General features: G+C 44.0%; 14 protein-coding genes. 5 read left to right on the top strand and 9 right to left on the bottom strand.

Features of this window, described 5'->3' with window-relative positions; all coding sequences use genetic code 11:
• Positions 1-60 precede the first annotated feature (60 nt).
• Positions 61-696, top strand: coding sequence for an MBL fold metallo-hydrolase (locus tag ACVC7T_RS02415; protein WP_394735704.1), 636 nt, complete (start codon positions 61-63; stop codon positions 694-696).
• Positions 697-740: 44 nt separating this feature from the next.
• Here ACVC7T_RS02415 and ftsX read toward each other — a convergent pair whose 3' ends face one another.
• The 9 genes from ftsX to ACVC7T_RS02370 all read right to left on the bottom strand — a co-directional run bounded on the left by ftsX (position 741) and on the right by ACVC7T_RS02370 (position 10,124).
• On the bottom strand, positions 741-1,670 hold the full coding sequence (gene ftsX, locus ACVC7T_RS02410) for a permease-like cell division protein FtsX (protein ID WP_105110304.1): 930 nt from the start codon (positions 1,668-1,670) through the stop codon (positions 741-743).
• Positions 1,663-2,340, bottom strand: coding sequence for a cell division ATP-binding protein FtsE (gene ftsE, locus ACVC7T_RS02405; protein WP_105110314.1), 678 nt, complete (start codon positions 2,338-2,340; stop codon positions 1,663-1,665). Before ftsE ends, ftsX begins: the two co-directional genes overlap by 8 nt.
• A 125-nt stretch (positions 2,341-2,465) precedes the next feature.
• Positions 2,466-3,561 (bottom strand): peptide chain release factor 2 gene (gene prfB / locus ACVC7T_RS02400; RefSeq protein WP_105110303.1). Its coding sequence is split into 2 segments (ribosomal slippage): positions 2,466-3,488 and positions 3,490-3,561, totalling 1,095 coding nucleotides; the frame shifts between segments, so codons are not numbered across the junction.
• A gap of 35 nt (positions 3,562-3,596) precedes the next feature.
• A complete protein-coding gene (gene queG / locus ACVC7T_RS02395; RefSeq protein ID WP_257118005.1) occupies positions 3,597-4,724 on the bottom strand; it encodes a tRNA epoxyqueuosine(34) reductase QueG in 1,128 nt (375 codons plus the stop codon).
• Positions 4,725-4,762: 38 nt separating this feature from the next.
• On the bottom strand, positions 4,763-5,254 hold the full coding sequence (locus ACVC7T_RS02390; RefSeq protein ID WP_105123102.1) for a VanZ family protein: 492 nt from the start codon (positions 5,252-5,254) through the stop codon (positions 4,763-4,765).
• A 187-nt stretch (positions 5,255-5,441) separates the two neighbouring features.
• A complete protein-coding gene (locus tag ACVC7T_RS02385) occupies positions 5,442-5,855 on the bottom strand; it encodes a TM2 domain-containing protein (RefSeq protein WP_105110300.1) in 414 nt (137 codons plus the stop codon).
• A 91-nt stretch (positions 5,856-5,946) separates the two neighbouring features.
• The gene (locus ACVC7T_RS02380; RefSeq protein ID WP_447262401.1) at positions 5,947-8,631 is read right to left on the bottom strand and encodes a cation-translocating P-type ATPase; all 2,685 of its coding nucleotides are present in this window, start codon (positions 8,629-8,631) and stop codon (positions 5,947-5,949) included.
• Positions 8,632-8,842: 211 nt separating this feature from the next.
• Complete coding sequence (locus ACVC7T_RS02375; protein ID WP_105123100.1) at positions 8,843-9,229, bottom strand: DUF1934 domain-containing protein; 387 nt, start codon at positions 9,227-9,229, stop codon at positions 8,843-8,845.
• Positions 9,207-10,124 (bottom strand): TSUP family transporter, encoded by a 918-nt coding sequence (locus ACVC7T_RS02370; RefSeq protein ID WP_105161094.1) that lies wholly within the window; start codon positions 10,122-10,124, stop codon positions 9,207-9,209. Before ACVC7T_RS02370 ends, ACVC7T_RS02375 begins: the two co-directional genes overlap by 23 nt.
• A 100-nt stretch (positions 10,125-10,224) precedes the next feature.
• On the opposite strand from ACVC7T_RS02370, the gene ACVC7T_RS02365 reads away from it, so the two are divergent.
• From ACVC7T_RS02365 to ACVC7T_RS02350, 4 genes are read left to right on the top strand one after another with little or no spacing between them, the layout of a single operon-like run.
• Complete coding sequence (locus tag ACVC7T_RS02365; protein ID WP_105110297.1) at positions 10,225-11,538, top strand: HD domain-containing protein; 1,314 nt, start codon at positions 10,225-10,227, stop codon at positions 11,536-11,538.
• Positions 11,528-12,337, top strand: a complete 810-nt coding sequence (yidA, locus tag ACVC7T_RS02360) for a sugar-phosphatase (protein ID WP_447262400.1) — start codon at positions 11,528-11,530, stop codon at positions 12,335-12,337. Before ACVC7T_RS02365 ends, yidA begins: the two co-directional genes overlap by 11 nt.
• On the top strand, positions 12,337-13,575 hold the full coding sequence (locus ACVC7T_RS02355) for an aminoacyltransferase (protein ID WP_105161086.1): 1,239 nt from the start codon (positions 12,337-12,339) through the stop codon (positions 13,573-13,575). Before yidA ends, ACVC7T_RS02355 begins: the two co-directional genes overlap by 1 nt.
• The gene (locus ACVC7T_RS02350; protein WP_105110294.1) at positions 13,575-14,810 is read left to right on the top strand and encodes an aminoacyltransferase; all 1,236 of its coding nucleotides are present in this window, start codon (positions 13,575-13,577) and stop codon (positions 14,808-14,810) included. Before ACVC7T_RS02355 ends, ACVC7T_RS02350 begins: the two co-directional genes overlap by 1 nt.
• The last annotated feature ends 4 nt before the right edge of the window (positions 14,811-14,814 follow it).

Below are 14,814 nucleotides of genomic sequence, written 5' to 3'. Positions count from 1 at the left end.
GAAGGATGCCCCATTTTCTGTTAGACTATTAGATAGAATAAGGAGAGAAAGCGAGCCCCCATGAAAATCCACAAATCTGTCAACCGAGTTGCCACCCAAAACACTTATTATATCGAAAACGATAGCCATCTGCTGGTGGTCGATCCAGGCAGCGATTGGAATAAAATCCAGGCCACTATCGAAAAAATTGGCAAGCCTATCACAGCCATCCTGCTTACCCACACCCACTATGACCACATCCTAAGTCTAGACATCCTGCGTGAGACCTACGGTTTTCCACCCGTTTATGTGGCCGAAAGCGAGGCTAGTTGGCTCTATACTCCGGAGATGAACCTGTCTGGTCTACCCCGTCACGATGATATGGAAAATGTCGTCTGCAAGCCCGCAGAGCAAGTTTTTCAATATCAGGAAGACTACCAGCTTGACGGCTTTCATTTCAAGGTTGTTCCTACGCCTGGCCACTCGATTGGCGGTGTTTCTTTCATTTTTCCTGAAGCCAAAGCTGTTGTCACCGGCGACGCCCTCTTCCGGGAAAACATCGGCCGCACAGACCTTCCAACCAGCAATTTTGATGATTTGATTGCCGGCATCCAGGAGCATATTTTCACCCTCCCCAACCACTACACAGTCCATCCAGGCCACGGTCAAAACACTACCGTTGCCCACGAGAAAAATTTCAATCCCTTTTTTAGATAAGCAAAAATCCTAGGAAGCCAAACTTCTTAGGATTTTTAGTATTCTTAAATTTTTAAATAGCGGTTCATTGAGATAACCGATCCGATTGAACCAATCAACACACCGATGACAACCAGCGCTCCCACCATGATGGGAACAAAGATATCAACCGGAAGTAGGGATAGGTCTTGACTAGCCAAGCTCGCATTCACGGATTTGTAAACCATTTGATAGAGGAAATAGACCAGAGCTGCTGGAAGAGCCGCTCCCAGCAAACCTACCCAAGCTCCCTCCCAGAGGAACGGACCACGGATGTAGGAATTTTTCGCTCCAACCAGTCGCATAATCTGAATTTCACGACTGCGGGAAATGATGGTAATCCGAATGGTATTGGAAATCAAGAAAATTGCTGTAAAGAGAAGCAAGGCTGCTGCAGCCAGACCCCAGGTCCGAACCATCCCAGCCAACTTAAATATACGCTCCGTCTCAACCTCTCCATCTCGAACCTCTGTCACACCGTCAATTTTGGCAATTTCAGCCGCCACAGACTTGACATATTGTGGCTCAGTCGTATCAATGATATAGGCATCATAGAGCGGATTGGCATCCCCCTGGAAGAGATTCCAGGTATCACCCAAGGTCGCTGTCAACTTCTGCAACTGCTCATCCTTGCTAGAATAAGTCACCGTCTCAACGTTTGGCAGGGCTGTGATTTTATTGTAAACAGCCTTGAAGTTAGGATTGGCAACTGTCTTACCTTCGTCATCTACAATGGTTTCAGCCTGGTCTGTCGAATTGGCCCGCAAGAATACATTGATGCGGACATTGTTTTCCAAATCCGAAGCCAACTTAGCGGTATTGATAATCACAGAAGCAAAGATTCCCACCAAGGTCAGGGTAATGGCCACAGAAGAAATCGCCGCAACCGTCATCCAACCATTTCGTTTGAGACTCTTGAGCGACTCCCATAGATGTCTAAAAAATCGTCTAATCATCGTATCCGTAGTCTCCTTCCGCTTCGTCACGAACCACTCGACCATCCTCAATCGCAATAACGCGATGACGGAGAGTGTTTACAATCTGGCTGTTGTGGGTAGCCATGAGAACTGTTGTCCCCTGCAGATTGATGCGCTCCAGCAAGCTCATGATTTCCCATGAATTTTCCGGGTCCAAGTTACCTGTCGGCTCATCCGCAATCAAGACTTTGGGATTGTTGACAATGGCACGCGCAATAGCAATCCGCTGCTGCTCACCACCTGAAAGCTCATTCGGGAAAGTACGGATCTTGTGCTTAAGTCCCACCAGGTCCAAAACTTCCATGACACGTTTTTTGATGTTACGCGGTTTTTCACCGATAACTTCCATGGCATAGGCGATATTCTCATAGACCGTTTTCTTAGGCAAGAGCTTGTAGTCCTGGAAGACAACTCCCACACTACGGCGGAGGAGGGGAACATCCTTTTTCTTGATCTTAGCAAGGTTGAAATTCCCAACCGTCAAGCTACCTTTATCCAATTTTTCTTCACGGTAGAGGAGTTTGATGAAGGTAGACTTCCCTGCTCCTGATGGTCCAACGATGTAGGCAAACTCGCCCGCATCGACATTGATGGACACACCGCGAAGAGCAGTCGTTCCGTTACTATATTTCTTGGTAACGTCCTTCATTTCAATAATACGTCTTGGAGCGGCCGGCTGATCTGAGTCTAGATAGCGACCACTCGCATTTCTTCTATTTTTCTTTTTAAAAATTCCCATAGAATTTCCTGTCTGTGACAGTCCTTTCTGTATTCTTAGCTAATCCGCCATTTGAGATAGGCATCGATGAAACCTTCAATGTCTCCATCCATGACCTTATCGACTTGAGCCACTTCAAATCCCGTCCGATGGTCTTTGACCATAGTATAAGGCGTAAAGACGTAGGAGCGGATTTGGCTTCCCCAAGTGATTTCTTTCTTGTCACCCTTGAGCGAGTCGACTTCTGCCGCCTTCTTCTCCTGCTCCAATTGATACAATTTAGCCTGCAGGAGTTTCATAGCCCGGTCACGGTTGCCATACTGGGTACGATCCACGGTTGATTGGGTCACAATTCCTGTCGGAATGTGGGTCAAACGCACACCGGTCGACACCTTGTTGACGTTCTGACCACCGGCACCACCCGATCGGAAGGTATCCATCTTGACTTCATCATCACGGATTTCAATTTCAATGGTATCGTCCAACTCAGGCATGACTTCAACAGACGTGAAGGAGGTATGGCGACGCTTGGCTGAGTCAAAGGGAGAAATCCGCACCAAACGGTGGACACCCATTTCTGACTTAAGCAACCCGTAGGCATTTGGTCCTGTGAAACTAAGCGTCACAGACTTGATACCAGCCTCGTCACCCGCTTGATAATCCAGCGTTTCGACTGTAAAACCTTTGGCATTACCATAACGCTGGTACATGCGCAAGAGCATCTCACCCCAATCCTGTGCTTCTGTTCCACCAGAGCCCGGATGGATTTCCAAGATGGCATTGTTGTGGTCATAGGGCTCTGACAGGAGCAAGGTCATCTCGTAGCTGGTCATGAGCTTGTCTAGCTCCGCCAATTTTTCAACCAATTCTTCACGAACCGACTCATCCTCCGCTAGGAAATCCAAGAGAATTTCAGCCTCGTCGTAGAGGTCAATCATCTGATGGAAATTTCCATAGGTATTTTTCAGTTCATTTAATTCTTGAGAGGTTTTCTGAGCCGCCAAATTATCATTCCAAAAATCTGGCTCCGTCATCTTATTCTCAAGAATGGCAATCTCTTCTTCCAGACCTTCTAAGTCAAAGAGACCTCCTAAATGATGTTAATTTGTTGCCAAGCTCTTCCAGCTTTTGGCGAATTTCTGCTGTATCCATAAGTACCTCGTTCAAAATTTTATCTTTTCATTATATCATAGTTGCCTAGATTTCACCAGTTCTAAGAAAGCAGCCTGCTCCGCACGCACATCCTCATGATCAGAAGTCAGACTTGCGATAAAGTCTACCAGCTCCTGATTGGGTTGCTTAACCAGCTGGCTCAGAGCCCAAATCGCTGTCGCCATGTGGATCGGATTTTGCTTCTTATCTATGATTTCAATCAGTTTGGGAATGGCAGAGCGGTCATTGGCATTGGCCAGTGCAATAATAGCATTGCGCTGGAGAATATTTTTCCCCCGCCAAGAGCCTGCAATCATGCCAAATTTTTCCTTGAATTGCCCATTGGACAAGTCCAGAAAGGGAATTAACTCCGGCTCAGCCAAATCGGGATCCACTTCTACTACAGGGGGACTGGAAATTCCCTTGTTGTAAGGACAACAAATCTGGCAAATATCGCAACCGTAGATAACGGTCTTGATTTTCTTGCGAAATTCCAAGTCCATCATGCCCTTGTCCTGAGTTTGAAAGGACAGACATCGTCGCGCATCCATGGTCGAATCTCCAATCAGGCAGGAGGTCGGACAGACCTCAACGCAGCGGTTGCAATCACCACAGTCATAATCAACTGGCTGGTCGGGTTCAATGTCTAGATTGGTCACTAATTCCCCAAGAAACATATAGGAACCAAATTCCTTGGAGATGACCAAGCCATTTTTGCCGATAAAGCCAATACCTGCCCGTCTGGCTACAGCCGTATCAACGAGGGCGCCCGTATCTACCATGGCCTTGTATTCCAAGCCCTCGGTCAGTTGTTCGATGCCACGAGCCAAGCGCTCCAACTTATCTTGGAGAATATAATGATAATCCAAGCCCCAAGAATTGGGCGTAATCTTACCGCGCTTGTACTGGGTTTTGACCGGCTTGACCGGCAAGTGACGTGGATAGGCTACAGCAATTGAGATAATGGTCTTGGCGGATTCTAAACTTAATCTTGGCCGAATCCGTTCCTCAATATTCTTATGCTCAAAACCTGTTGTTCGCCCCTCTTCGACTCCAGCCCTCAGGGATTTTTCCAAATAATCAAAATCATCCGCTGTGGTGAAGCCAATTTTAGAAATGCCAATTTCTTGGGACAATTTGATAATTTCTTCTTTGATTGTCATTATGTCTATTGTAACAAATTTAGTATATGTTTTTCAAGCTAGTAGATATAAAAATAAGTTAAAAGAATGAAGAAAATTGTAGCCAGGCCAGCAAAAATAGTCATTCTCCAGTAGGCCTTTTCCCGCCAAACAGCCGTCGCCTGGTACATGAGGTTAATCCCAATGGCTCCGCCCAGACCATTTGCCAGCAGGTCCGTGATGTCTGCCACCCCCAACAGGAGCAGGTATTGCACCACTTCAAAGCCCAGACTGGCCAGCAGAATGACAGCTAAATTTCGCTCCCACTCGGCCTTCCGAAAGATTATTTCCATGTAGAACCCAAAGGGAATAAAGCTGGCAATATTAAAAATGATTTCTGGATAATCCAGAACACCATTATAAACAGCCGTCCCAGCAAAAGGAATGAGATTGAGACTGGCATAGCCATAGCGACCGTACAAAATGGACAAATCCATCTTAAAAACGATGATCCAAATCAGCGCCAGTAGATAGATAATAAAAGAAATTCGTGCTATCTTTCTTGTCACCATGACTCCTCCCTTCAAGCTACATATCAAACCCGAGCTCACCGTTAACTTATATAAAAGTGTCCATCTGTGAACACAAGCTCTATCATTATACCACAAATAGAAGGTTCAAAAATGACACTTCTGTGACAAAATCAGCTCAAACTTTCCACACCTGTAAAGAAAGAAAACCCGGTCAGACCGAGTTTCGCTAAATATGATGCCCTTCTTGAAAGGCCTTAAATTCATAAATCTGTTTCATCAGACGCTGGTAATTGGCCTCCTTACAAGCCTTCATAATCAAAAAGCAGTCGATTAGTTTCCAGAGGTAAATCAAAGGCAAAAGTAGAAAACCAATCAAGACAAACATAAGGACAAAGGTAATGCCCATGGCAGCCAGCTTGAGAAATCCTAATTCCTTATTTCCAACATAAAAACGGTCCACTCCCAATTCACCAAAGAAAATAGCCAACAAGAGAGCCACCAGAGGATTCTTCAAGGGTACCATCATCAAAGCATTGAGAGCTGAATCGTCAAGACCAGCCAGTTCCTGCTGCAAGAGGGGCAATTTTTCACTAGGGAAAGACGAGCTGTTGTTCAAAACATAGGTTTGTGGGTAATTCATAAAAACTCCTTTCCTCTAGTTTACCACTCCCTTATGCCAACTTCAACAAAAAAACTAACCCAGTTTCCTGAGTTAGCTCATTCTATTCAAATCAGATAGCTTTTTCATCCAAGCCCATCTTGCGTTGAACAAATTTGACAATTTCAACAACAACAACCATGAGACCTGAACCAATAATTGCTACCAACCATTGAGTTGGTGTCAAGATTGAAACCTTGAAGAAGGTATTGAATCCTGGAATTACCAAAGTTGCCATCAAGAGCAAGAAGGCAGCTACGATAGACCAGTTAAAGAGTTTGTTCTTAAATGGACCAACGGTAAAGATAGATTGGTAAACAGACTTAACGTTGAAGGCATGTACCAACTGGATCAAACCAAGTGTCAAGTAAGACATGGTAAGCGCATCTGCGTGAATTTCTTCATAGGTGCTGTGTTCTGGGAATAACAAAGCATATCCGTAAACACCCAAAACAAGTACAGTTTGAAGGATACCTTGGTAAACGATAGAGCTCAAGACACCACCTGAGAAGAAGCTTGAGTTACGACCACGAGGTTTGTGCTGCATAACACCTGGCTCAGCAGGTTCAACACCAAGGGCGATAGCTGGAAGTGTATCTGTTACCAAGTTAATCCAAAGAAGATGAACTGGCTCCAATACGTCCCAACCAAAGAGGGTTGCAAGGAAGATACACAATACCTCAGCCGTGTTAGCTGACAAGAGGTACTGGATAGTCTTTTGAATGTTTGAGAAGACCTTACGTCCTTCTTCAACCGCAACGATGATGGTTGCGAAGTTGTCATCAGCAAGGACCATATCAGAAGCACCTTTCGAAACTTCCGTACCTGTGATACCCATACCGATACCGATGTCGGCAGTCTTCAATGATGGTGCATCGTTAACACCGTCACCAGTCATGGCAACAACCTTACCATCATTTTGCCAAGCCTTGACGATACGAACCTTGTGTTCTGGAGATACACGCGCGTAAACGGAGTATTGTTTGAAGACTTTTTGGAATTCTTCATCCGTCAATTCGTTGAGCTCTGCACCTGTAAATACATGGTCTTCTGTATCGTTTGGATCAATGATACCAAGACGTTTGGCAATCGCTTCGGCCGTATCTTGGTGGTCACCCGTAATCATGATTGGACGGATACCAGCTTCCTTAGCAACACGAACAGCTTCTGCTGCTTCAGGACGCTCAGGGTCAATCATACCAACCAAACCTGAGAAGACAAGGTCGTTTTCAACAACGTCAGATTCCAATTCAGGAATAGCATCAACATACTTGTATGCCATCATCAAGACACGAAGGGCTTGTTTAGCCAAGTCCTTGTTAGTGGCAAGAATGGCTTGTTTATCCGCATCGGTAATCGGACGGATTGTACCGTTTTCTTCAATTTGCGTTACACGTTTGAGCAATTGGTCTGGGGCACCTTTAACAGCTACAAAGAAGTTTCCAGCAGCTTGTTGGTGAACAGTTGACATCAATTTACGTGTTGAGTCGAATGGCAGTTCAGCCACACGAGGCTCAGAAACCAAGACTTCACGAACATCAAAGTTTTGATCCAAACCAAATTGAACAAGTGCCGTTTCAGTTGGGTCACCGATTAATTTACCAGTTGGGTCAACTTTTGTATCGTTGGCAAAGTTCATTACACGAAGCGTTGTATTGCTTGCATCCAAAGTTTCTTTTGCATCAATCAATTGACCATTTGTATAAACCTTTTCAACCGTCATTTGGTTCATGGTCAAAGTACCAGTTTTATCTGAAGCGATGATTTCTGTTGAACCAAGTGTTTCAACCGCTGGCAACTTACGGATGATAGAGTTTCGCTTAGCCAATACTTGAGTACCAAGTGAAAGAACAACTGTAACAATAGCTGGCAAACCTTCTGGAATCGCCGCAACCGCAAGGGCAACGGATGTCATAAGGGCTGGCAAGATACCTTCACCACGGACAAATACAGATACCAACATGGTGATAACTGCAATAATCAAAACGGCGTAGGTCAAGACCTTAGACAATTGGTGCAGGTTTTGCTTGAGTGGTGTGTCTGTCTCATCAGCATTTGCCAACATGCCCGCAATGTGACCAACCTCAGTAAACATACCTGTATTGGTTACCACACCAAGACCGCGACCGTAGGTCACGTTTGAGTTTTGGTAAGCCATGTTGACACGGTCACCGATTGGAGCATCTGCTTCAAGTACCTTGGAAAGATCCTTATCAACTGGAACTGACTCACCAGTAAGAGCAGCTTCCTCAATCTTCAGTGAGTTAGCTTCTAACAAACGCATATCCGCAGGTACAACATCTCCAGCTTCAAGCAAAACGATATCGCCAGGGACCAAATCTTTTGAATCTACTTCGACAACGTGGCCATCACGGAGAACACGTGCAACAGGACTAGACATATTCTTAAGGGCTTCGATTGCTGCTTCTGCCTGACCTTCTTGGTACACACCAAAGGCAGCATTCAAGACAACTACAGCCAAGATGATGATGGCATCCGTCAAACCGTGAGACCCTTCTGTAATCACTGTCAGGATTGCGGCAGCAATCAAAATAATGATCATCAAGTCCTTAAACTGATCCAAGAATTTTGCTAAGAGCGTTCTTTTTTCACCCTCATCCAATTCATTGCGACCATACTCAGCCAACCGTTTGCTGGCTTCCTGGCTTGTCAAACCTTCTGCTGAAGATTCGAGACTAGACAATACTTGTTCATCGTTTTGTGTGTAAAACAAATCACGTTTTTGTTCTTTTGACACTGTTTTTCTCCTTTTCGATCCCCTTTTTACTTAAAGAAATAAAAAAGAGACCTGTTTTATTAAAACAAGTCTCGCTATTTAAGATAGTGCCGGAAACGATTTTCGGATTGACGACACTATCACGGACAAGTCCGTTAGCTACTCCCTCGATTTGTCCTCTATTATACCAAATTTTTTTGACAGGTCAAATAGATTTACACTTGAAAACGTTTTATTTCCAAGAAATTTCCATTTGATAGGAAGCAAAGAGTTGTTGGTTCTCTAGTCCCTTCAAATCGTAAGCCAGTAAAACCGATTGATTTTCCCTATCCAGCTGGTATCCTTTGGTATGGGTCACAAAATGCTGGATACCCATGGGCGTGGGAATGGTCACGATAGCCTCACCATCCGCCAGAAAGCGCATAATGGACTTGGGATTGGAAAAGCGCGTCATGGTTAGCTCGGCCTCACCACATTTAATCGCTACTTTTTCCTTCTCGTCATTGGTATAGAGCAGATAGAGGGAACCGTCTTTTTCCTTGACATCTACCGGAAAGACCTGATCTACCACTTCTAGCTGACCGTCCAGGTCAATTTCATTTCTCAAGCGAATCTGCATATACTTTCTCCTGTTTGGCATTTTTGATAAAGGATGAGCGGAGCAACATGAGGCCTGTATAGGCTGCGATGAAAACAACCAGCACTTTCAGCTTATTTATATCGAGATTGGACAGGAAGAAGGCCGCTGTCAGAACGCCAAGCACTCCTCCCAGGATAATTCCTGGAACGCCTGGCCAATTGACACGACCAGACTGAATAAATTGTCGTGCACCTGCTGATAACATGACTGCCGCATTGAGCATCATAACAGGCAGAGCTACTGCTGGACTGATACCCATCAGGGAAAAGAAAATCAATTCCGGTGCATAATTTCCAAGGCCCATGCTAAGCAACATGCCAATGAAAAAGTCAAAGATGATGCCGACCAACAATTTCCAGCCCGTCAAACCACGAACGGCGTTATCTAGGTCAGCACCAGGATTAGTTATCATACGATAGACCATGATGCCCGCCGCCACTAGCAACAAAATCCCCAAGACACGCTGAACCTTGCGGGTATCCCAATCTTGACTCACCCGTGCACCAACCGAGGCTCCTGCAAAGGCTGCTATCGCGAGAGGTACTAGGGTGGTCATTTCCACCTCAACAATAGTGATGAAAATTAAGGCCTCTATCAAAATTGGAATAATGTGGGCCGTAGTCATAGTTGCTGGAATTTTCCGGTCGTCCTGGATGATTTTGGTCGCCTTGAGGAGACTGGTGGTCGTCGCAAAGGTTCCAATACCCAAGGTATCCAACAAGTCCGTCACAAAGCCAATACCAAACCCTGTCCAAAAGCGGTCTGTTATGGATATTTTATGCTTGCAGATATGGGAAAAAATCAAATAAAGTATGTAAATAATCAAGCCCATCAGCAAGAACTGAATGGCACGCAAAATAAGTTGATCTGTCATTCCTCCATTATACTCAAAAACTGCACCGGGGTACATCTCAATATCCTTGTAGTGCCTCAAATTGAAGAAAAAAATCTATTTTTTTGCTATAATGAAGGTTATGATTGAAAAAGTTTTTCGTGATCCGGTTCATAACTACGTCCATGTGGACCATGAACTTATCTACAAACTAATTAACAGCAAAGAATTTCAACGACTGCGCCGCATCAAGCAATTGGGAACCACTTCCTATACCTTCCATGGTGGTGAGCACAGCCGTTTTTCCCACTGTCTCGGTGCCTATGAAATTGCCAGACGGATTACCCAAAAATTTGAAGACAAGTATGCCGAACTCTGGGACTCGTCTGATTCTCTCCTGACCATGGTGGCTGCTCTCTTGCATGATGTGGGCCACGGGGCTTATTCCCACACTTTTGAGCGCCTCTTTGATACCGACCATGAGGAAATGACCTGCGCCATCATTAGCAGTCAAGAAACAGAAATAAACAGCATTCTGAGGCAGGTAGCCCCTGATTTTCCAGATAAAGTAGCCAGCGTTATCAACCATACCTATCCCAATAAACAGGTGGTCCAGTTGATTTCCAGCCAGATTGATGTGGACAGAATGGACTACCTCCTTCGGGATTCCTACTTCACAGGAACCAACTATGGGGAATTCGATTTGACCCGCATTCTCCGAGTTATTCGTCCAACTGAAAATGGCATTGCCTTTAAGGAGTCGGGAATGCATGCGGTGGAAGACTATGTCCTCAGCCGTTACCAGATGTATATGCAGGTCTACTTCCACCCAGCCAGCCGCTCTATGGAGGTCCTGCTGCAAAACCTGCTCAACCGTGCTAAATTGCTCTATACTAGCGAGCAGGATTTCTTTGCCAGAACCTCTCCACGACTGCTGCCATTTTTCGAACATCGCATTACCCTAGCAGACTACTTGTCCTTGGACGACGGGGTTATGAATACCTATTTCCAGTCTTGGGTTGACGGACCAGACCGCATTTTGTCGGACCTGGCCCAGCGCTATATCAATCGTAAGGTCTTCAAGTCCATTACCTTTAAGGCCGAGCAAGAGGCTCAATTAGACTCTCTTCGCAGCCTGGTGGCCGATGTAGGCTTTGACCCCGAATACTATACAGCTATCCACCATAATTTTGACCTGCCTTACGATATCTACAGGCCCAATGCCGAGAAAAAACGGACCCAGATTGAAATCCACCGCAAGGATGAGATTTTGGTAGAACTATCTGCCCTCTCTCCTATCGTCGCTGCCCTATCTGGAACCATTCATGGCGACAGCCGTTTCTATTTCCCCAAGGAAATGCTGGATGAGTCTGGGATTTTCTCCCAGCAAACAGCGGCATTTATCAGCCATGTTCACAATGATCAATTTGTAATTGGAGACCAACATGACCATTAAACTAGTTGCTATCGACATCGACGGCACCCTCTTAAACAGCCAACACGAAATCACACCTGAGGTCTTCCAGGCTATTCAGGATGCTAAAAAAGCAGGTGTCAAAATTGTTATCGCCACAGGACGACCTATTTCTGGTGTCCGTGCAATCCTAGACCAGCTCAACCTGACAGAGGCTGGTGATTACGTAATCACCTTCAACGGTGGCTTAGTCCAGGATGCAGCTACCGGCGAAGATATTGTCAAAGACACGCTTTCATACGATGATTATTTGGATATTGAACTGGCTGCCCGCAAGCTCAACTTGCCTATGCATGCAAGCACCAAGGAAGGCATGTACACTGCTAACCGCAATATCGGCATGTACACTGTCTATGAGGCCATGTTGGTGAGCTCGCCGGTCTTTTATAGAACCTCAGAGGAAATGGTGGGCAAGGAAATCATCAAATGCATGATGGTCGATGAGGCTGAAGTACTAGATGCTGCTATTCCACAACTACCTAGCAACCTGACAGATAAGTACAATGTCGCAAAATCAGCCCCATTTTACTTAGAAATCACACCTAAGACAGTCAATAAGGGCCAGGCCATTATTCAGCTGGCTGCTAAATTAGGCCTGACTATGGATCAGACCATGGCCATCGGCGACCAGGAAAACGACCGTTCTATGCTAGAGGTGGTTGGCAGTCCTGTTGTCATGGAAAATGGCAACTCCGAATTGAAAAAAATCGCCAAGTACATTACCAAATCAAATGATGATAGCGGTGTGGCACATGCTATTAGAAAGTGGGTACTAAACTAATGAATTACACATATAAACCAGGAATCTCAGCTCAAGAGCATGACGATTTTGTAAAAAAAAGTGATCAAACTAACCTATTTCAAAGTAGTTCTTGGGCTAAGATTAAAGACAATTGGGGCAATGAGCGACTTGGTTTTTACAAGGATGGTCAACTAGTTGCCTGTGCCAGCATTCTCATTCGTCCTCTCCCACTTGGATTTAGCATGCTCTATATCCCACGTGGTCCCATCATGGATTATACAAACAAAGAACTTGTATCTTTCGTTCTCAAAACGCTCAAGAAATTTGGTAAAAGCAAACGTGCTCTTTTTGTCAAATTTGATCCTTACATCTTACTTAGCCACCGTCAGATCAATCAAGAACCTATCGCTAATACACAAGCACAAGCACAAGCACAAGCACAAGCAATCGTAACAAACCTACAAGAAGCTGGCTGCGAATGGATCGGACTCACAACTGATATGGCTGAAAATATTCAACCTCGCTTTCAAGCAAATATTCTTAAAGAGTATTTTTCTGATGATCAATTATCAAAAAGTACCAAACAAGTTGTTCGTACATCTTTGAACAAAGGTGTACAAGTCAGTTTTGGTCACTTGGAATTTCTCGATCAGTTTTCGGAATTAATGAAAAAAACAGAGAACAGAAAATCCATCTCTCTTCGAGGAAGAGAATACTATAAAAAATTGTTAGAAACCTATCCAGATTCATCTTATATCACACTGGCTCAATTGGATTTAGAAAAACGGCAAGAAGCTCTTCTTTTTCAGAAACAAAAATTAGAAGAAGAAATGGCAAGATTCACAGAAAAAACAAAGGCCAGTAAAGTTAAAAATCATCAACAAGAACTCGATCGTATACTGGATGAACTCTCATTTTTGGAGACAAAACTGCTAACTGGTCAAAAAATAGTAAGCCTTGCTGGCACTTTAACGATTGTTTTTGAACAAGCATCTGAAAACCTTTATGCAGGTTTGGATGAAGAATTCCGCCGTTATCAACCGGCAATCATCACCTGGTATGAAACAGCTAAACACTCCTTCTCTCGTGGAGCTAAATACCACAATATGGGAGGGATAGAAAACAACCTTGACGGTGGTCTTTTTAACTATAAATCCAAATTTAATCCTGTAATCGAGGAATTTATAGGAGAATTCAACCTTCCAGTCAACACTCTCCTCTATAAACTATCCAGCAAATTATACACATTAAGAAAACAATTAAGGAATAAGAACTGATGTCACTAATCGAATTAAGAGCCGAAGAATTCTCAGAGATTATTCAAGTAGCTAGTGAAAAATCATTTCTGCAATCTATCGAAATGGCTAATTTACTAAAAAAGAGAGGAATGAACACTCATTTTTTAGCATACCGCACAAATAACCAATACAAGATTGCCGCACTCGTTTTCAGTAAAGCAATGACTGGTGGTCTCTATATGGAGCTCAACTCTGGACCAGTTTGCCTTGATGAGGACTACCTCCAGGAATTCTATCGTGCATTAAAGGATTATGCACGTAAAAATGGTGTTTTGGAACTGGTTGTCAAGCCCTATCAAACTTATCAAACTTTTGACACAAACGGCGAAGCAATCTCACCCGAGAAAACAGAGATAATTTCGACCTTAACAGATATCGGGTATCAGCATGATGGTCTTCAAACTGGTTATCCTGGAGGTGAGCCAGACTGGCACTATGTCAAAGATTTGACCGGCATAACACAAGAAAATTTAATCCAATCCTTTAGTAAAAAAGGTCGTCCCTTAATCAAAAAAGCACAGACCTTTGGGATTCAGTTAAGACGATTAGAGCGGAATGACTTGCACCTTTTCAAAGAAATTACCAGCTCAACATCGGAACGCCGTGAGTACAGTGATAAAACATTGGATTACTATGAACATTTTTACGATAGCTTTGGTCAACAGGCAGAATTTATGGTTGCTAGCTTAAATTTCCAGGAATACTATAAGCACCTTGAAAAAGATCAAAAGAAACTAGCAGACAAACTCTCAACTTTACAAGCGAAACTTGAAAGTCAGCCTCAATCCAAAAAATATCAAAATCAAATCAATGAGTTTTCCCAACAGTATGATACCTTTACGACAAGAATGCAGGAAGCTAAAGATTTTATAACCAAATATGGTCAACAAGACGTCATCTTAGCAGGAAGTTTATTCATCTATACTCCCCAGGAGGCTGTCTATCTCTTCAGCGGTTCCTACACGGAGTTTAATAAATTCTATGCTCCTGCACTACTTCAAGAACACGTTATGTTAGAAGCCATTAAACGAGGAATTTCATTCTATAACTTCCTAGGAATTACTGGTATTTTCGATGGCTCTGACGGAGTTCTTCGCTTCAAGCAAAATTTTAATGGATACATAGTTCATAAAACTGGAACCTTCCGCTATTATCCAAGACCTATTCGGTATCGTATCATTCAGATTATCAAAAAAATTATCGGCAGAAAGTAGTAAG

The organism is Streptococcus sp. P25B114 (genome assembly GCF_053010325.1).
This window is presented reverse-complemented; position numbering and strand designations above follow the sequence as displayed.